33 protein-coding genes and 1 pseudogene are annotated in these 16,331 nt (G+C 51.0%); all 34 read left to right on the top strand.

Features of this window, described 5'->3' with window-relative positions; translation table 11 throughout:
• Window positions 1-140, top strand: a pseudogene (tuf, locus tag HMPREF3138_RS25060) (elongation factor Tu); the annotation flags it as partial.
• Between the two features lie 131 nt (window positions 141-271).
• A complete protein-coding gene (gene bfd / locus HMPREF3138_RS25055; protein WP_015379266.1) occupies window positions 272-466 on the top strand; it encodes a bacterioferritin-associated ferredoxin in 195 nt (64 codons plus the stop codon).
• Window positions 467-539: 73 nt separating this feature from the next.
• Window positions 540-1,019 carry a bacterioferritin gene (gene bfr, locus HMPREF3138_RS03515; protein ID WP_038871768.1) on the top strand — a complete coding sequence of 160 codons (480 nt, stop codon included), beginning with the start codon at window positions 540-542 and terminating at the stop codon, window positions 1,017-1,019.
• 378 nt (window positions 1,020-1,397) lie between these two features.
• Complete coding sequence (gene rpsJ, locus HMPREF3138_RS03510) at window positions 1,398-1,709, top strand: 30S ribosomal protein S10 (RefSeq protein ID WP_001181005.1); 312 nt, start codon at window positions 1,398-1,400, stop codon at window positions 1,707-1,709.
• A 32-nt stretch (window positions 1,710-1,741) separates the two neighbouring features.
• Window positions 1,742-2,371, top strand: coding sequence for a 50S ribosomal protein L3 (rplC, locus tag HMPREF3138_RS03505; protein ID WP_015379265.1), 630 nt, complete (start codon window positions 1,742-1,744; stop codon window positions 2,369-2,371).
• Window positions 2,372-2,381: 10 nt separating this feature from the next.
• Window positions 2,382-2,987, top strand: coding sequence for a 50S ribosomal protein L4 (rplD, locus tag HMPREF3138_RS03500; protein WP_004929779.1), 606 nt, complete (start codon window positions 2,382-2,384; stop codon window positions 2,985-2,987).
• Window positions 2,984-3,286, top strand: coding sequence for a 50S ribosomal protein L23 (rplW, locus tag HMPREF3138_RS03495; protein WP_004929776.1), 303 nt, complete (start codon window positions 2,984-2,986; stop codon window positions 3,284-3,286). Before rplD ends, rplW begins: the two co-directional genes overlap by 4 nt.
• A gap of 18 nt (window positions 3,287-3,304) precedes the next feature.
• Window positions 3,305-4,129 (top strand): 50S ribosomal protein L2, encoded by an 825-nt coding sequence (gene rplB, locus HMPREF3138_RS25050; protein WP_083301458.1) that lies wholly within the window; start codon window positions 3,305-3,307, stop codon window positions 4,127-4,129.
• 14 nt (window positions 4,130-4,143) lie between these two features.
• Window positions 4,144-4,422: a 30S ribosomal protein S19 gene (rpsS, locus tag HMPREF3138_RS03485; protein WP_004929772.1), complete on the top strand. Its 279-nt coding sequence runs from the start codon at window positions 4,144-4,146 to the stop codon at window positions 4,420-4,422.
• Window positions 4,423-4,436: 14 nt separating this feature from the next.
• Window positions 4,437-4,769 (top strand): 50S ribosomal protein L22, encoded by a 333-nt coding sequence (rplV, locus tag HMPREF3138_RS03480; protein ID WP_002223844.1) that lies wholly within the window; start codon window positions 4,437-4,439, stop codon window positions 4,767-4,769.
• 17 nt (window positions 4,770-4,786) lie between these two features.
• Window positions 4,787-5,485 (top strand): 30S ribosomal protein S3, encoded by a 699-nt coding sequence (gene rpsC, locus HMPREF3138_RS03475; protein ID WP_004929766.1) that lies wholly within the window; start codon window positions 4,787-4,789, stop codon window positions 5,483-5,485.
• 12 nt (window positions 5,486-5,497) lie between these two features.
• Window positions 5,498-5,908, top strand: coding sequence for a 50S ribosomal protein L16 (gene rplP / locus HMPREF3138_RS03470; protein ID WP_004929764.1), 411 nt, complete (start codon window positions 5,498-5,500; stop codon window positions 5,906-5,908).
• Window positions 5,908-6,099: a 50S ribosomal protein L29 gene (rpmC, locus tag HMPREF3138_RS03465; RefSeq protein ID WP_004929762.1), complete on the top strand. Its 192-nt coding sequence runs from the start codon at window positions 5,908-5,910 to the stop codon at window positions 6,097-6,099. Before rplP ends, rpmC begins: the two co-directional genes overlap by 1 nt.
• Complete coding sequence (gene rpsQ / locus HMPREF3138_RS03460; protein ID WP_004929760.1) at window positions 6,100-6,354, top strand: 30S ribosomal protein S17; 255 nt, start codon at window positions 6,100-6,102, stop codon at window positions 6,352-6,354.
• Between the two features lie 172 nt (window positions 6,355-6,526).
• Window positions 6,527-6,898 carry a 50S ribosomal protein L14 gene (gene rplN / locus HMPREF3138_RS03455; protein WP_000613954.1) on the top strand — a complete coding sequence of 124 codons (372 nt, stop codon included), beginning with the start codon at window positions 6,527-6,529 and terminating at the stop codon, window positions 6,896-6,898.
• Between the two features lie 9 nt (window positions 6,899-6,907).
• Complete coding sequence (gene rplX, locus HMPREF3138_RS03450; RefSeq protein ID WP_004929758.1) at window positions 6,908-7,222, top strand: 50S ribosomal protein L24; 315 nt, start codon at window positions 6,908-6,910, stop codon at window positions 7,220-7,222.
• Window positions 7,223-7,236: 14 nt separating this feature from the next.
• On the top strand, window positions 7,237-7,776 hold the full coding sequence (rplE, locus tag HMPREF3138_RS03445) for a 50S ribosomal protein L5 (RefSeq protein WP_038871757.1): 540 nt from the start codon (window positions 7,237-7,239) through the stop codon (window positions 7,774-7,776).
• 14 nt (window positions 7,777-7,790) lie between these two features.
• A complete protein-coding gene (gene rpsN, locus HMPREF3138_RS25045) occupies window positions 7,791-8,096 on the top strand; it encodes a 30S ribosomal protein S14 (protein ID WP_004929754.1) in 306 nt (101 codons plus the stop codon).
• A gap of 30 nt (window positions 8,097-8,126) precedes the next feature.
• A complete protein-coding gene (gene rpsH, locus HMPREF3138_RS03440) occupies window positions 8,127-8,519 on the top strand; it encodes a 30S ribosomal protein S8 (protein WP_004929753.1) in 393 nt (130 codons plus the stop codon).
• Between the two features lie 14 nt (window positions 8,520-8,533).
• Window positions 8,534-9,067: a 50S ribosomal protein L6 gene (rplF, locus tag HMPREF3138_RS03435; RefSeq protein WP_004929751.1), complete on the top strand. Its 534-nt coding sequence runs from the start codon at window positions 8,534-8,536 to the stop codon at window positions 9,065-9,067.
• Between the two features lie 9 nt (window positions 9,068-9,076).
• Window positions 9,077-9,430, top strand: coding sequence for a 50S ribosomal protein L18 (gene rplR, locus HMPREF3138_RS03430; protein WP_004929748.1), 354 nt, complete (start codon window positions 9,077-9,079; stop codon window positions 9,428-9,430).
• A 14-nt stretch (window positions 9,431-9,444) separates the two neighbouring features.
• Window positions 9,445-9,945, top strand: a complete 501-nt coding sequence (gene rpsE / locus HMPREF3138_RS03425; protein ID WP_070558790.1) for a 30S ribosomal protein S5 — start codon at window positions 9,445-9,447, stop codon at window positions 9,943-9,945.
• 6 nt (window positions 9,946-9,951) lie between these two features.
• Window positions 9,952-10,131, top strand: a complete 180-nt coding sequence (rpmD, locus tag HMPREF3138_RS25040) for a 50S ribosomal protein L30 (RefSeq protein WP_048232028.1) — start codon at window positions 9,952-9,954, stop codon at window positions 10,129-10,131.
• 3 nt (window positions 10,132-10,134) lie between these two features.
• On the top strand, window positions 10,135-10,569 hold the full coding sequence (gene rplO / locus HMPREF3138_RS03420) for a 50S ribosomal protein L15 (protein WP_004929742.1): 435 nt from the start codon (window positions 10,135-10,137) through the stop codon (window positions 10,567-10,569).
• A gap of 7 nt (window positions 10,570-10,576) precedes the next feature.
• The gene (secY, locus tag HMPREF3138_RS03415; protein WP_004929740.1) at window positions 10,577-11,908 is read left to right on the top strand and encodes a preprotein translocase subunit SecY; all 1,332 of its coding nucleotides are present in this window, start codon (window positions 10,577-10,579) and stop codon (window positions 11,906-11,908) included.
• 33 nt (window positions 11,909-11,941) lie between these two features.
• Window positions 11,942-12,058, top strand: coding sequence for a 50S ribosomal protein L36 (rpmJ, locus tag HMPREF3138_RS25035; protein ID WP_002227352.1), 117 nt, complete (start codon window positions 11,942-11,944; stop codon window positions 12,056-12,058).
• Window positions 12,059-12,206: 148 nt separating this feature from the next.
• Entirely contained in the window at window positions 12,207-12,563 is a 357-nt protein-coding gene (gene rpsM / locus HMPREF3138_RS03410) for a 30S ribosomal protein S13 (RefSeq protein ID WP_004929734.1), read from the top strand.
• A gap of 16 nt (window positions 12,564-12,579) precedes the next feature.
• Window positions 12,580-12,969: a 30S ribosomal protein S11 gene (gene rpsK, locus HMPREF3138_RS03405; protein WP_004929731.1), complete on the top strand. Its 390-nt coding sequence runs from the start codon at window positions 12,580-12,582 to the stop codon at window positions 12,967-12,969.
• Between the two features lie 30 nt (window positions 12,970-12,999).
• Complete coding sequence (gene rpsD / locus HMPREF3138_RS03400; protein WP_004929729.1) at window positions 13,000-13,620, top strand: 30S ribosomal protein S4; 621 nt, start codon at window positions 13,000-13,002, stop codon at window positions 13,618-13,620.
• A 25-nt stretch (window positions 13,621-13,645) separates the two neighbouring features.
• The gene (rpoA, locus tag HMPREF3138_RS03395; protein ID WP_002919219.1) at window positions 13,646-14,635 is read left to right on the top strand and encodes a DNA-directed RNA polymerase subunit alpha; all 990 of its coding nucleotides are present in this window, start codon (window positions 13,646-13,648) and stop codon (window positions 14,633-14,635) included.
• 40 nt (window positions 14,636-14,675) lie between these two features.
• Complete coding sequence (gene rplQ / locus HMPREF3138_RS03390; RefSeq protein ID WP_004929726.1) at window positions 14,676-15,065, top strand: 50S ribosomal protein L17; 390 nt, start codon at window positions 14,676-14,678, stop codon at window positions 15,063-15,065.
• A 148-nt stretch (window positions 15,066-15,213) separates the two neighbouring features.
• On the top strand, window positions 15,214-15,600 hold the full coding sequence (locus HMPREF3138_RS03385; RefSeq protein WP_038871751.1) for a DnaJ family domain-containing protein: 387 nt from the start codon (window positions 15,214-15,216) through the stop codon (window positions 15,598-15,600).
• The gene (zntR, locus tag HMPREF3138_RS03380; RefSeq protein WP_038871747.1) at window positions 15,588-16,019 is read left to right on the top strand and encodes a Zn(2+)-responsive transcriptional regulator; all 432 of its coding nucleotides are present in this window, start codon (window positions 15,588-15,590) and stop codon (window positions 16,017-16,019) included. Before HMPREF3138_RS03385 ends, zntR begins: the two co-directional genes overlap by 13 nt.
• 75 nt (window positions 16,020-16,094) lie before the next feature.
• The gene (locus HMPREF3138_RS03375) at window positions 16,095-16,301 is read left to right on the top strand and encodes an alternative ribosome-rescue factor A (protein WP_033639242.1); all 207 of its coding nucleotides are present in this window, start codon (window positions 16,095-16,097) and stop codon (window positions 16,299-16,301) included.
• The last annotated feature ends 30 nt before the right edge of the window (window positions 16,302-16,331 follow it).

Here is a 16,331-nt window from a genome sequence, read left to right as displayed (position 1 = left end):
AGATGGTAATGCCAGGCGACAACGTGAACATGGTTGTCACCCTGATCCACCCAATCGCGATGGATGACGGTCTGCGTTTCGCAATCCGTGAAGGCGGCCGTACCGTTGGCGCTGGTGTTGTTGCTAAAGTTATCGCTTAATCGCGAATAATTTTTCGACACAAAAAAGGGCACTTCGGTGCCCTTTTTTTATGCGATTTGTTCAAATCTTAATTGAAATAAAAACCATTCCTATTTAGACTCAATGCATTGGTTAAGAAGTGAGTCTCTCTATGTATGTATGTCTGTGTAATGCGGTGACTGACAAAGCGATCCGTAATGCGGTGCGTCAGCACAACCCCCATACCATGAAGCAGCTGCGTGAACTTGTGCCGATTGGTACCGATTGTGGAAAGTGCATTCGTCAGGCAAGACAGATTATGGTGGAGGAACGCGGAACTATCATCCCAATGCATGAAGTTGCCTAACAAAGGGTAAGGTTATTTTTGACTCTTGGCTTACAGGTTCTACACTTTTAGAACTGGCCAGGAGGAGTTACCTATGAAAGGCGATAAAAAGATCATTGCTCACCTCAACAAACTGCTCGGCAACGAGCTGGTTGCCATCAATCAATATTTCCTGCACGCCCGCATGTTCAAGAATTGGGGCTTAATGCGCCTCAACGACAAGGAATATCACGAGTCGATCGACGAAATGAAACATGCCGATCGTTATATCGAGCGTATCCTGTTCCTGGAAGGGATACCGAATCTGCAAGATCTCGGCAAGCTGAATATCGGCGAAGACATTGAAGAGATGCTGCGTTCCGATCTGGCGCTTGAGCTGGCGGGCGCGAAAAACCTGCGCGAAGGTATCGCTTATGCCGATTCTATTCACGATTACGTCAGCCGCGATTTGATGATAGATATCCTGGCTGATGAAGAAGAGCATATCGACTGGCTGGAAACGGAGCTGGACCTCATCGCCCGTCTCGGTATTCAAAATTATGCCCAGGCCCAGATTTTAGACCGCAAAGAGTAACCCCTCCGCCCATTTGCCACCGTCTCTCCTGCCGGCGACCGTTTTACGGTGGGGCAGGGGAGCTTCCCCTCCAAGCATAATTCATACCTTGTTAGCTTTCTTCATCTCGTGATTGTCGCTGACAGCGCAAAAATGACGATTTCCTGAGCATATTTCCAACTGCAGCTTGCTTCCTGGGCCATTTTGCGTATAATGCGCGGGCTTACCTAATCTTGGTAAGCCTGATTTTAGCGAATCAGTCGATTGGCAGGCCTTTTTTGCCTTTCGAACAATACTCCCGATATGGGGGTTATATGTTGACGATTACACTCCCCCATCAATCGAAATGGGTGTGAGGAGTAATTATTTACGTTTATAAATAATTGGAGCTCTGGTCTCATGCAGAACCAAAGAATCCGTATCCGCCTGAAAGCGTTTGATCATCGTCTGATCGATCAATCAACCGCGGAAATCGTCGAGACTGCAAAGCGCACTGGTGCGCAAGTCCGTGGTCCGATCCCGCTGCCAACTCGCAAAGAGCGCTTTACCGTTCTGATCTCTCCGCACGTCAACAAAGACGCGCGCGATCAGTACGAGATTCGCACTCACAAGCGTCTGGTTGACATCGTTGAGCCAACCGAGAAAACCGTTGATGCTCTGATGCGTCTGGATCTGGCTGCCGGTGTAGACGTGCAGATCAGCCTGGGTTAATCAGGTCATTGAGCGATTGAGAGGTTGAAACAATGATTGGTTTAGTCGGTAAAAAAGTGGGTATGACCCGTATCTTCACTGAAGATGGCGTTTCTATCCCAGTAACCGTAATTGAAATTGAAGCGAACCGCGTGACTCAGGTTAAAAGCCTGGACACCGACGGTTACCGTGCCGTTCAGGTTACTACCGGTAGCAAAAAAGCTAACCGTGTAACCAAGCCGGAAGCGGGCCATTTCGCTAAAGCTGGCGTTGAAGCTGGCCGTGGTCTGTGGGAATTCCGCCTTGAAGAAGGTCAAGAGTTCGCTGCAGGTCAGGAAATTAGCGTAGAAATCTTCGCTGACGTTAAAAAAGTCGATGTTACCGGTACTTCTAAAGGTAAAGGTTTTGCTGGCACTGTTAAGCGCTGGAACTTCCGTACCCAAGACGCTACCCACGGTAACTCCTTGTCTCACCGCGTTCCGGGTTCTATCGGTCAGAACCAGACTCCGGGCAAAGTGTTCAAAGGCAAGAAAATGGCTGGCCACCTGGGTGATGAGCGCGTAACCGTTCAGAGCCTGGACGTAGTACGTGTTGACGCTGAGCGCAACCTGCTGCTGGTTAAGGGTGCTGTACCGGGCGCAACCGGTGGCAACCTGATCGTTAAACCAGCTGTGAAGGCGTAAGGGGATAGCAATGGAATTAGTATTGAAAGACGCGCAAAGCGCGCTGACTGTTTCCGAAACTACCTTCGGTCGTGATTTCAACGAAGCGCTGGTACACCAGGTTGTTGTTGCTTATGCAGCAGGTGCCCGTCAAGGTACCCGTGCTCAGAAGACCCGTGCTGAAGTAACTGGTTCCGGCAAAAAGCCATGGCGTCAGAAAGGCACCGGCCGTGCGCGTTCAGGTTCTGTAAAGAGCCCGATCTGGCGTTCAGGCGGCGTGACCTTTGCTGCTAAGCCACAGGACCACAGTCAGAAAGTAAACAAAAAGATGTACCGCGGCGCGCTGAAAAGCATCCTGTCCGAGCTGGTACGTCAAGATCGTCTGATCGTTGTCGAGAAGTTCTCTGTAGAAGCGCCTAAAACTAAGCTGCTGGCACAGAAACTGAAAGATATGGCTCTGGAAGACGTGCTGATCGTGACCGGTGAACTGGATGAGAATCTGTTCCTGGCAGCTCGCAACCTGTACAAGGTTGACGTGCGCGATGTAGCAGGTATCGATCCGGTTAGCCTGATCGCCTTCGACAAAGTGGTTATGACTGCTGATGCTGTGAAGCAAGTTGAGGAGATGCTGGCATGATCCGTGAAGAACGTTTGCTGAAAGTGCTGCGTGCACCGCACGTATCTGAAAAAGCATCCGCTGCGATGGAAAAAAGCAACACCATCGTTCTCAAAGTTGCCAAAGACGCGACCAAAGCAGAAATCAAAGCTGCAGTGCAGAAACTGTTTGAAGTCGAAGTCAAAGACGTGAACACCCTGGTAGTTAAAGGGAAAGTGAAGCGTCACGGTCAGCGTGTTGGTCGTCGTAGCGACTGGAAAAAAGCTTACGTCACCCTGAAAGAAGGCCAGAATCTGGACTTCATCGGCGGCGCAGAGTAAGTCGGAGGAGTAAGAACAATGGCAATTGTTAAATGTAAACCTACATCTCCGGGTCGTCGCCACGTTGTTAAAGTGGTTAACCCTGAGCTGCACAAGGGTAAACCTTATGCCCCGCTGCTGGAAAAACTGAGCAAAAGCGGTGGTCGTAACAACAATGGCCGTATCACCACCCGTCATATCGGTGGTGGCCACAAGCAACATTATCGTCTGGTTGACTTCAAGCGCAACAAAGACGGTATCCCTGCTGTGGTTGAGCGTCTGGAGTACGATCCGAACCGTTCCGCGAACATCGCGCTGGTTCTGTACAAAGACGGTGAACGCCGTTACATCCTGGCGCCGAAAGGCCTGAAAGCTGGTGACCAGATTCAATCTGGCGTTGATGCTGCAATCAAAGCGGGTAACACCCTGCCGATGCGCAACATTCCAGTTGGTTCAACGGTTCACAACGTAGAAATGAAACCAGGTAAAGGCGGCCAGATGGCTCGCTCCGCTGGTGCCTACGTTCAGATCGTTGCTCGTGATGGTTCCTACGTAACTCTGCGTCTGCGCTCCGGCGAAATGCGTAAAGTTCCAGCTGATTGCCGCGCCACCCTGGGTGAAGTCGGTAACGCTGAACACATGCTTCGCGTTCTGGGTAAAGCAGGTGCTGCACGTTGGCGTGGTGTTCGTCCTACCGTTCGCGGTACGGCGATGAACCCGGTAGATCACCCGCACGGTGGTGGTGAAGGTCGTACCTTTTGTAAGCACCCGGTAACTCCGTGGGGCGTTCAGACCAAAGGTAAGAAGACCCGTAGCAACAAGCGTACTGATAAGTTCATCGTACGTCGCCGTAGCAAAAAATAATTAGAGGATAAGCCATGCCACGTTCTCTCAAGAAAGGTCCTTTTATTGACCTGCACTTGCTGAAGAAGGTAGAGAAAGCGGTGGAAAGCGGTGACAAGAAGCCTTTGCGCACTTGGTCCCGTCGTTCAACGATCTTTCCTAACATGATCGGTTTGACCATCGCTGTCCATAATGGTCGTCAGCACGTACCAGTGTTCGTTTCCGATGAAATGGTCGGTCACAAACTGGGTGAATTCGCGCCGACTCGTACTTATCGCGGCCATGCGGCTGATAAAAAAGCTAAAAAGCGCTAAGGTAGGAGGAAGAGATGGAAACTATCGCTAAACATCGCCACGCTCGTTCTTCTGCTCAGAAGGTTCGCCTTGTTGCTGACCTGATTCGCGGTAAGAAAGTGTCGCAAGCTCTGGAAACTTTGACCTACACCAACAAGAAAGCTGCTGGTCTGGTTAAGAAAGTGCTGGAGTCTGCCATTGCTAACGCAGAACACAACGATGGCGCTGACATCGATGATCTGAAAGTTACGAAAATCTTCGTAGACGAAGGCCCAAGCATGAAGCGCATTATGCCGCGTGCAAAAGGTCGTGCAGATCGCATCCTGAAGCGCACCAGCCACATTACTGTGGTTGTGTCCGATCGCTGAGACTCTGGAGACTAGCAATGGGTCAGAAAGTACATCCTAATGGTATTCGCCTGGGTATTGTCAAACCTTGGAACTCTACTTGGTATGCGAATACCAAAGAATTCGCTGACAACCTGGACAGCGACTTTAAAGTTCGTCAATTCCTGACTAAGGAACTGTCGAAAGCTTCCGTTTCTCGCATCGTTATCGAGCGTCCTGCGAAGAGCATCCGTGTGACCATTCACACTGCTCGCCCAGGCATCGTTATCGGCAAGAAAGGTGAAGACGTCGAAAAACTGCGCAAGGTCGTAGCGGACATCGCTGGCGTTCCTGCACAGATCAACATCGCCGAAGTCCGTAAACCGGAACTCGACGCTAAATTGGTTGCTGACAGCATCACTTCTCAGCTGGAACGTCGCGTTATGTTCCGTCGTGCTATGAAGCGTGCAGTACAGAACGCAATGCGTCTTGGCGCTAAAGGTATCAAAGTTGAAGTAAGCGGCCGTCTTGGCGGCGCTGAAATCGCACGTACCGAATGGTACCGCGAAGGTCGTGTTCCATTGCACACTCTGCGTGCGGACATCGACTACAACACATCTGAAGCGCACACCACTTATGGTGTAATCGGCGTTAAGGTATGGATCTTCAAAGGTGAGATCCTGGGTGGTATGGCTGCAGTTGAACAACCGGAACCGGCTGCTCAACCTAAAAAGCAGCAGCGTAAAGGCCGCAAGTAAGGAGAGTCGCTGATGTTACAACCAAAGCGTACAAAATTCCGTAAGGTGCACAAGGGCCGCAACCGTGGTCTGGCGCAAGGTACGGATGTTAGCTTCGGCACTTTCGGTCTGAAAGCTGTTGGCCGTGGCCGTCTGACTGCTCGTCAAATCGAAGCAGCTCGTCGTGCAATGACTCGTGCAGTTAAGCGTCAAGGCAAGATCTGGATCCGTGTATTCCCGGACAAACCGATCACCGAGAAGCCGCTGGAAGTGCGTATGGGTAAAGGTAAGGGTAACGTGGAGTATTGGGTTGCCCTGATCCAGCCTGGTAAGGTCCTGTACGAAATGGACGGCGTGCCAGAAGAGGTTGCCCGCGAGGCATTCAAACTGGCAGCAGCGAAACTGCCGATCAAAACCACCTTTGTAACTAAGACGGTGATGTAATGAAAGCACAAGAGCTGCGTGAAAAAAGCGTTGAAGAGCTGAATGCCGAGCTGCTCAACCTGCTGCGTGAGCAATTCAACTTGCGCATGCAGGCGGCCAGTGGCCAGCTGCAACAAACTCACCTGTTGAAACAAGTGCGTCGTGACGTCGCACGCGTTAAGACTTTACTGACTCAAAAGGCGGGTGTGTAAATGACTGAAGTTATCCGTACCCTGCAGGGTCGTGTTGTTAGCGATAAAATGGAGAAATCCATCGTTGTTGCTATCGAGCGTACTGTGAAGCACCCAATCTACGGGAAATTCATCAAACGTACGACCAAGCTGCACGTACATGACGAGAACAACGAATGTGGTACCGGCGACGTGGTAGAAATCCGCGAATGCCGCCCACTGTCCAAGACTAAGTCCTGGACGTTGGTTCGCGTTGTAGAGAAAGCGATTCTGTAATAGAGTAGCTGGCTCTCACTTAATAAACGGCTCAGAAAATGAGCCGTTTATTTTTTCTACCCATACCAAGTAAGCGGTGTTATAATGCTGCGCCCTCGGTTATGGGGCTTTTCAACGGCCTAATTTTTACTTGGGTCTTTAAAGTAGTAGTTGACATTAGCGGAGCACTAAAATGATCCAAGAACAGACTATGCTGAACGTCGCCGACAACTCCGGTGCACGTCGCGTAATGTGTATCAAGGTTCTAGGTGGCTCGCACCGTCGCTACGCAGGCGTCGGCGACATCATCAAAATTACCATCAAGGAAGCAATTCCTCGCGGTAAGGTGAAGAAAGGCGATGTTCTGAAGGCGGTAGTGGTGCGCACCAAGAAGGGTGTACGTCGCCCGGACGGTTCTGTCATTCGCTTCGATGGCAATGCATGCGTTATTTTGAACAATAACAGCGAGCAGCCAATCGGTACGCGTATTTTTGGGCCGGTAACTCGTGAACTGCGTAATGAGAAGTTCATGAAAATTATCTCTCTGGCACCAGAAGTACTCTAAGGAGCGAACATGGCAGCGAAGATCCGTCGTGATGACGAAGTTATCGTGATTACCGGGAAAGACAAAGGTAAGCGCGGTAAAGTAAAAAATGTCCTGTCTGCTGGCAAGGTCATTGTTGAAGGCATCAACCTGGTTAAGAAACACCAGAAGCCGGTTCCGGCTCTGAACCAACCAGGCGGCATTGTTGAAAAAGAAGCTGCAATTCAGGTTTCTAACATTGCTATCTTCAACGCGGCTACCGGCAAGGCTGACCGTGTAGGTTTTAGATTCGAAGACGGCAAAAAAGTCCGTTTCTTCAAGTCTAACAGCGAAACTATCAAGTAATTTGGAGTAATACGATGGCGAAACTGCATGATTACTACAAAGACGAGGTAGTTAAACAACTGATGTCTCAGTTTAACTACAATTCTGTCATGCAAGTCCCTCGGGTCGAGAAGATCACCCTGAACATGGGTGTTGGTGAAGCGATCGCTGACAAGAAACTGCTGGATAACGCAGCAGCGGATCTGGCAGCTATCTCCGGTCAAAAACCGTTGATCACCAAAGCCCGCAAATCTGTTGCAGGCTTCAAAATCCGTCAGGGCTATCCGATCGGCTGTAAAGTAACTCTGCGTGGCGAACGCATGTGGGAGTTCTTTGAGCGTCTGATCTCCATTGCTGTTCCACGTATCCGTGACTTCCGTGGCCTGTCCGCCAAGTCATTCGATGGCCGTGGCAACTACAGCATGGGTGTGCGTGAGCAAATCATCTTCCCAGAAATCGACTACGACAAAGTCGATCGCGTACGTGGTCTGGATATTACCATCACCACTACCGCGCAATCTGATGATGAAGGCCGCGCGCTGCTGGCTGCTTTTAACTTCCCGTTCCGCAAGTAAGGCAGGGTTAACTTATGGCTAAGCAATCAATGAAAGCACGCGAAGTCAAGCGCGTGAAATTAGCTGACAAGTTCTTTGCTAAACGCGCTGAACTGAAAGCTATCATCTCTGATGTGAACGCATCCGATGAAGATCGTTGGAATGCCGTTCTCAAGCTGCAAACTCTGCCGCGTGATTCCAGCCCGTCTCGTCAGCGTAAACGCTGCCGCCAAACTGGCCGTCCACATGGTTATGTGGGCAAATTCGGGTTGAGCCGTATTAAGCTTCGTGAAGCCGCTATGCGCGGTGAAGTACCAGGCTTGAAAAAGGCTAGCTGGTAATTACCAATTGAATCACGGGAGTAAAGACAGATGAGCATGCAAGATCCGATCGCGGATATGCTGACCCGTATCCGTAACGGTCAAGCCGCGAACAAAGTTGCGGTCACCATGCCTTCCTCCAAGCTGAAAGTGGCAATTGCCAACGTGCTGAAGGAAGAAGGTTTTATTGAAGATTTCAAAATCGAAGGCGACGCCAAGCCTGTTCTGGAACTGGTACTGAAGTACTTCCAGGGCAAAGCTGTGGTAGAAAGCATTCAACGTATCAGCCGTCCAGGTCTGCGCATCTACAAGAAAAAAGATGAGCTGCCAAAAGTTATGGCCGGTTTGGGTATCGCTGTTGTTTCTACCTCTAAAGGTGTTATGACCGATCGTGCAGCTCGCCAGGCTGGTCTGGGTGGCGAGATTATCTGCTACGTAGCTTAATTCGGGAGGAAAGAATGTCTCGTGTTGCAAAAGCACCCGTCGTCATTCCTGCCGGCGTAGAGGTAAAACTCAACGGTCAGGTTATTTCGATTAAGGGTAAAAACGGCGAGTTGACTCGTACTATCCACGACGCCGTTGAAGTGAAGCAAGAAGCTAACGCACTGACTTTCGCTCCGCGCGAAGGTTTTGCTAACGCATGGGCCCAAGCGGGTACCACACGCGCTCTGCTGAACGCAATGGTTGTTGGTGTTACCGAAGGCTTCACCAAGAAGCTTCAACTGGTAGGTGTTGGTTATCGTGCTGCCGTTAAAGGCAACGTGGTGAATTTGGCCCTGGGCTTCTCTCACCCTATCGATCACCAGCTGCCGGCAGGTATCACTGCTGAATGCCCAAGCCAAACTGAAATCGTGCTGAAAGGCGCTGATAAGCAGGTTATTGGCCAGGTAGCAGCAGATCTGCGCGCTTACCGTCGTCCTGAGCCTTACAAAGGTAAAGGTGTTCGTTACGCCGACGAAGTCGTGCGTACCAAAGAGGCTAAGAAGAAGTAAGGTAACACTATGGATAAGAAATCTGCTCGTATCCGTCGTGCGACCCGCGCACGCCGCAAGCTCCAAGAGCTGGGTGCAACCCGCCTGGTGGTACATCGTACCCCGCGTCACATTTACGCACAGGTGATTGCTCCAAACGGTTCTGAAGTACTGGTAGCCGCTTCTACTTTAGAAAAAGCTATCGCGGAGCAACTGAAGTATTCCGGTAACAAAGACGCAGCAGCAGCCGTAGGTAAAGCTCTGGCTGAGCGCGCGTTGGAAAAAGGGATTGCGAAAGTATCCTTTGACCGTTCCGGTTTCCAATATCATGGTCGAGTCCAGGCACTGGCAGATGCTGCCCGTGAAGCTGGCCTTCAGTTCTAAGGAAGAGGTTTAAGATGGCTCACATCGAAAAACAAGCTGGCGAACTGCAGGAAAAGCTGATCGCGGTAAACCGCGTATCTAAAACCGTAAAAGGTGGCCGTATTTTCAGCTTTACCGCACTGACTGTAGTTGGTGATGGTAACGGTCGCGTTGGTTTTGGCTACGGCAAAGCACGCGAAGTTCCAGCAGCGATCCAGAAAGCGATGGAAAAAGCCCGTCGCAACATGATGAACGTCGCGCTGAACAGCGGCACCCTGCAGCACCCTGTTAAGGGCGCTCACACGGGTTCTCGCGTGTTCATGCAGCCTGCTCATGAAGGTACCGGTATCATCGCGGGTGGTGCAATGCGCGCCGTTCTCGAAGTTGCTGGGGGGCACAACGTATTGGCTAAAGCTTATGGTTCCACCAACCCGATCAACGTGGTTCGTGCAACTATCGACGCTCTGGCGAATATGAAGTCTCCTGAAATGGTCGCTGCTAAGCGTGGTAAATCCGTTGCCGACATTCTGGGGTAATTGACCATGGCTAAGACTATTAAAGTTACACAAACTCGCAGCTCAATTGGCCGTCTGCCGAAGCATAAAGCTACTCTGCTCGGTCTGGGTCTGCGTCGTATTGGTCACACCGTAGAGCGCGAGGATACTCCTGCTGTTCGCGGTATGGTCAACCTGGTTTCCTACATGGTTAAAGTTGAGGAGTAACAGATGCGTTTAAATACTCTGTCTCCGGCTGAAGGTGCCAAGCATGCGCCTAAGCGTGTAGGTCGTGGTATTGGTTCTGGCCTGGGTAAAACCGGCGGCCGTGGTCACAAAGGTCAGAAGTCTCGTTCTGGCGGTGGCGTACGTCGTGGTTTCGAAGGTGGTCAGATGCCTCTGTACCGTCGTCTGCCGAAATTCGGCTTCACTTCACGCAAAGCGATGATCACGGCAGAAGTTCGTCTGTCTGAACTGGCTCTGGTTGAAGGCGATGTTATCGACCTGAACGCGCTGAAAGCCGCTAACGTAGTTGGTGTCCAGATCGAATTCGCGAAAGTTGTACTTTCTGGCGAAGTCGCTCGTCCGGTAACCCTGCGTGGTCTGCGTGTCACCAAAGGCGCTCGTGCTGCTATCGAGGCTGCTGGCGGTAAAATTGAGGAATAAGTAGCAGATGGCTAAGCAACCAGGATTAGATTTTCAAAGTGCTAAAGGCGGGCTCGGCGAGCTGAAGCGCAGACTTTTGTTTGTCATCGGCGCGCTGATTGTCTTCCGCATCGGCTCTTTCATTCCGATTCCTGGTATCGATGCCACTGTGCTTGCCAAATTGCTTGAGCAGCAGAGAGGCACTATCATTGAAATGTTTAACATGTTCTCTGGTGGTGCCCTCAGCCGTGCGTCTATCTTTGCTCTGGGGATCATGCCGTATATTTCGGCGTCGATCATTATCCAGCTGCTGACGGTGGTTCATCCGGCGTTGGCGGAAATCAAGAAAGAAGGGGAGGCTGGCCGTCGCAAGATTAGTCAGTACACCCGTTACGGTACGCTGGTATTGGCCATATTCCAGTCGATCGGTATTGCTACCGGTCTGCCGAATATGCCTGGTATGCAGGGCCTGGTGTTAAACCCAGGCTTTGCATTCTACTTTACTGCGGTTGTGAGCTTGGTCACCGGGACAATGTTCCTGATGTGGCTGGGGGAGCAGATTACTGAGCGCGGTATCGGCAACGGTATCTCGATCATTATCTTCGCGGGTATTGTAGCGGGGCTCCCGCCGGCAGTGGCCCATACTATCGAGCAAGCGCGGCAAGGCGACCTGCACTTCCTCCTGCTGCTGTTGGTTGCAGTATTGGTGTTTGCAGTAACCTTCTTCGTTGTTTTCATCGAGCGTGGTCAACGTCGTATCGTCGTTAACTATGCGAAGCGTCAACAAGGTCGTCGTGTTTATGCAGCACAGAGTACACACTTACCGTTGAAAGTGAACATGGCGGGTGTTATCCCGGCGATTTTCGCTTCCAGCATTATTCTGTTCCCGGCCACGATTGCATCATGGTTTGGGGGCGGTACCGGTTGGAACTGGCTGACTACGATTTCGCTGTATTTGCAGCCAGGGCAACCGCTTTATGTGTTACTCTATGCGTCTGCAATCATCTTCTTCTGTTTCTTCTACACGGCGTTGGTCTTCAACCCGCGTGAGACAGCAGATAACCTGAAGAAGTCCGGTGCCTTCGTACCAGGAATTCGTCCGGGAGAGCAAACGGCGAAGTATATCGATAAAGTAATGACGCGTTTAACCCTGGTGGGCGCGATGTACATTACTTTCATCTGCCTGATCCCGGAGTTCATGCGTGATGCAATGAAAGTACCATTCTACTTTGGTGGTACCTCGCTACTGATCGTGGTTGTCGTCATCATGGACTTTATGGCTCAAGTGCAAACTCTGATGATGTCAAGTCAGTACGAGTCTGCATTGAAGAAAGCAAATCTGAAAGGCTATAACCGCTAGTCAGATTCGTTTGAGAAGTTACGGAGAGTAAAAATGAAAGTTCGTGCTTCCGTCAAGAAATTATGTCGTAACTGCAAAATCGTTAAGCGTAACGGTGTCGTTCGTGTGATTTGCAGCGCCGAGCCGAAGCATAAACAGCGTCAAGGCTGATTATCTCGCATATTTTTCTTGCAAAGTTGGGTTGAGCTGGCTAGATTAGCCAGCCAATCTTTTGTATGTCGCACTGCAACATTATTTGAGTATCCTGAAAACGGGCTTTTCAGAATGGTGTTGCTGTATAAAATAGTAGGAGTGCATAGTGGCCCGTATAGCAGGCATTAACATTCCTGATCATAAACATACCGTTATCGCCTTAACGTCGATCTTCGGTATCGGTAAAACCCGTTCACAGGCTATCTGTGCATCCACGGGTATTGCTGAAAATGTTAAGATCAGTGAGCTGTCTGAAGAGCAAATCGAAAAGCTTCGTGATGCAGTTGCCAAATACACCGTTGAGGGTGATTTGCGTCGTGAAATTACCCTGAGCATCAAGCGTCTTATGGACCTTGGTTGCTATCGTGGTTTGCGTCATCGTCGTGGTCTGCCGGTACGCGGTCAGCGCACCAAGACCAACGCTCGTACCCGTAAGGGTCCGCGCAAGCCGATCAAGAAATAATCGGGGTTATTGAATAATGGCAAAGGCACCTGTTCGTACACGTAAGCGTGTAAGAAAGCAAGTCTCTGACGGCGTGGCTCATATCCATGCTTCTTTCAACAACACCATCGTTACCATCACTGATCGTCAGGGTAATGCTTTGGGTTGGGCAACAGCCGGTGGTTCCGGTTTCCGTGGTTCTCGTAAGTCCACTCCGTTCGCAGCACAGGTTGCAGCAGAACGTTGTGCTGACGCAGTAAAAGAATACGGTATCAAGAACCTGGAAGTTATGGTTAAAGGACCTGGTCCTGGTCGTGAGTCTACTATCCGCGCTCTGAACGCGGCTGGTTTCCGCATCACTAATATTACTGATGTGACTCCGATCCCTCATAACGGTTGTCGTCCGCCGAAAAAGCGCCGCGTGTAACGCAGCTTTTAGGATTGTTGGAGAAAGAAAATGGCAAGATATTTGGGTCCTAAGCTCAAGCTGAGCCGTCGTGAGGGCACAGACCTGTTCCTTAAGTCTGGCGTTCGCGCGATCGATTCCAAGTGTAAAATTGAACAAGCACCTGGTCAGCACGGTGCGCGTAAACCGCGTCTGTCTGATTACGGTGTTCAGTTGCGTGAGAAGCAGAAAGTTCGCCGTATGTACGGCATTCTGGAGCGTCAATTCCGTAACTATTACAAAGAAGCAACCCGCCTGAAGGGCAACACCGGTGAAAACCTGTTGCAGCTGCTGGAAGGTCGTCTGGACAACGTTGTTTACCGTATGGGCTTCGGCGCTACTCGTGCAGAGTCACGTCAGCTGGTTAGCCACAAAGCAGTTATGGTAAACGGTCGCGTTGTTAACATCGCTTCTTATCAGGTATCTCCGAATGACGTAGTCAGCATCCGCGAGAAAGCTAAAAAGCAGTCTCGTGTTAAAGCTTCTCTGGAGCTGGCTGAGCAGCGTGAAAAGCCGACTTGGCTGGAAGTTGATGCTGCTAAGATGGAAGGCGTGTTCAAGCGTATGCCTGAACGTACCGATCTGTCTGCGGACATTAACGAACACCTGATCGTCGAGCTTTACTCCAAGTAAAGCTTAGTACCAAAGAGAGGACACAATGCAGGGTTCTGTGACAGAGTTTCTAAAACCGCGCCTGGTAGATATCGAGCAAGTCAGTTCGACGCACGCCAAGGTGACCCTTGAGCCTTTAGAGCGTGGCTTTGGCCATACTCTTGGCAACGCACTGCGCCGTATTCTGCTTTCATCTATGCCGGGTTGCGCGGTGACCGAGGTTGAGATTGATGGTGTACTGCATGAGTACAGCACCAAAGAAGGCGTACAGGAAGATATCCTGGAGATCCTGCTCAACCTGAAAGGGCTGGCGGTGAGAGTTCAAGGCAAAGACGAAGTTATTCTTACCCTGAATAAATCTGGCATTGGCCCTGTGACCGCTGCCGACATCACCCATGATGGTGATGTCGAAATCGTCAAGCCTCAGCACGTGATTTGCCACCTGACTGATGAGAACGCGGCTATCAGCATGCGTATCAAAGTTCAGCGCGGTCGCGGTTATGTGCCGGCTTCTGCCCGAATTCATTCGGAAGAAGATGAGCGCCCAATCGGTCGTCTGTTGGTTGACGCCTGCTACAGCCCTGTAGAGCGTATCGCCTACAATGTTGAAGCTGCGCGTGTAGAACAGCGTACTGACTTGGATAAGCTGGTCATCGAGATGGAGACCAATGGCACGATCGATCCTGAAGAGGCGATTCGCCGTGCGGCCACCATTCTGGCTGAACAACTTGAAGCTTTCGTTGACCTGCGTGATGTACGTCAGCCGGAAGTTAAAGAAGAGAAGCCAGAGTTCGATCCGATCTTGCTGCGCCCTGTTGACGATCTGGAATTGACTGTCCGCTCTGCTAACTGCCTCAAGGCAGAAGCTATCCACTACATCGGTGATCTGGTACAGCGTACCGAGGTTGAGTTGCTGAAAACGCCAAACCTGGGTAAAAAATCTCTTACCGAGATTAAAGACGTGCTGGCCTCACGTGGTCTGTCTCTGGGCATGCGCCTGGAAAACTGGCCGCCGGCAAGCATTGCTGACGAGTAACCGGATCACAGGTTAAGGTTTTACTGAGAAGGATAAGGTCATGCGCCATCGTAAGAGTGGTCGTCAACTGAACCGTAACAGCAGCCATCGCCAGGCTATGTTCCGTAACATGGCCGGCTCTTTGGTTCGTCATGAGATCATCAAGACGACCCTGCCAAAAGCAAAAGAGCTGCGTCGCGTTGTTGAGCCGCTGATTACTCTTGCCAAGACCGACAGCGTAGCTAATCGTCGTCTGGCATTCGCCCGTACTCGTGATAACGAGATCGTGGCAAAACTGTTTAACGAGCTGGGCCCGCGTTTCGCGAGCCGTGCCGGTGGTTACACTCGCATTCTGAAGTGTGGCTTCCGCGCAGGCGACAACGCGCCGATGGCATACATCGAGCTGGTTGATCGTGCTGAGTCTCAAGCAGAAGTAGCAACTGCAGAGTAATCTGTAGACGCGTAAAAAAACCGGGCTTGCCCGGTTTTTTTACGTCCAAACCCAGCCAAATGTGCGTAATTCTCACGCTGCGCTTAAGATCCCCGCCCCTATCCGCTATGCTAAGGCTTCATCATTAGGCTTACCGAGGCTGTCTGTCATGGGGTTGCTCGATCAATGGGCGGAACGTCATATCCTTGATGCCCAGGATAAAGGCGAGTTCGACAATCTGCCCGGCCAGGGCCAACCGTTGGCGCTGGAAGATGACAGCGCGGTGCCGGCTGAGCTACGCGCCGGTTACCGTCTGCTGAAAAATGCCGGTTACCTGCCACCGGAGCTGGAAGATCGCAAAGAGGCGTTGACCGTTGCTCGCTTGCTGCAAGGGATTAGCAGTGAGCATCCGGACTATGTCGAACTCAGCAAACGCATGGCGTTGCTGGAGCATCGATTGCGTCAGGCTGGGATGAGTACGGATTTCTTGCATGGCGAATATCAGCGTGCATTGGACGGCAAATTCACCCGGGAGGAGAAGTCATGTTCAAGATAGGTCAGTTGGCCAAGCTTGCCGAAGTGACACCGGATACCGTGCGTTACTATGAAAAGCAGGGCATGATGGATCACAATGTCCGCACTGAAGGCGGCTATCGGTTGTATACCGAACAGGATCTGCAGCGGCTGCGCTTCATTCGCTATGCCAAGCAGCTGGGGTTTACTCTGGAAACGATCGCCGAGCTGCTGTCGATCCGCGTCGATCCTGAGCATCATACCTGCCAAGAGTCGAAGTCGATCGTCGATGCGCGCCTGAGCGAAGTGGAAAGCAAGTTGGCGGAGCTGACTCGTATGCGTGAATCGCTGAAGCGGCTGAGTGATGCCTGCTGCGGCACTGCCCATACCAGCAATTATTGCTCTATTCTGGAAGCCCTGGAACAGGGCGCCAACGATGAAAAAGGCAAAAAAGGTTGCTGACGGCACTTTAATTTTTATACCGCCGGCAGTATTATCGCCCCGTTTTATTACCCCACCTTTTACAGGAGCATTATCATGACGAAATATCGTCACACTAAAGGTCAGATTCAAGATAACGCCATTGAAGCGCTGCTGCATGACCCGCTATTCCGTCAACGAGTAGAAAAGAATGTGAAAGGCAAAGGCAGCTACCGGCGTAAAGAAAAACACAACAAAGGCGGTAACTGGGAGGCCAGTGGTAAACTATCAAGCGATAATTTACCACTGGCCTTCTGGTTTTAAGCATTAAAAAAGCCACCTTCATCAGGTGGC

Origin of the sequence: Serratia sp. HMSC15F11, assembly GCF_001808215.1 — a bacterium.
GTDB lineage: Bacteria > Pseudomonadota > Gammaproteobacteria > Enterobacterales > Enterobacteriaceae > Serratia > Serratia nevei.
This window is presented reverse-complemented; position numbering and strand designations above follow the sequence as displayed.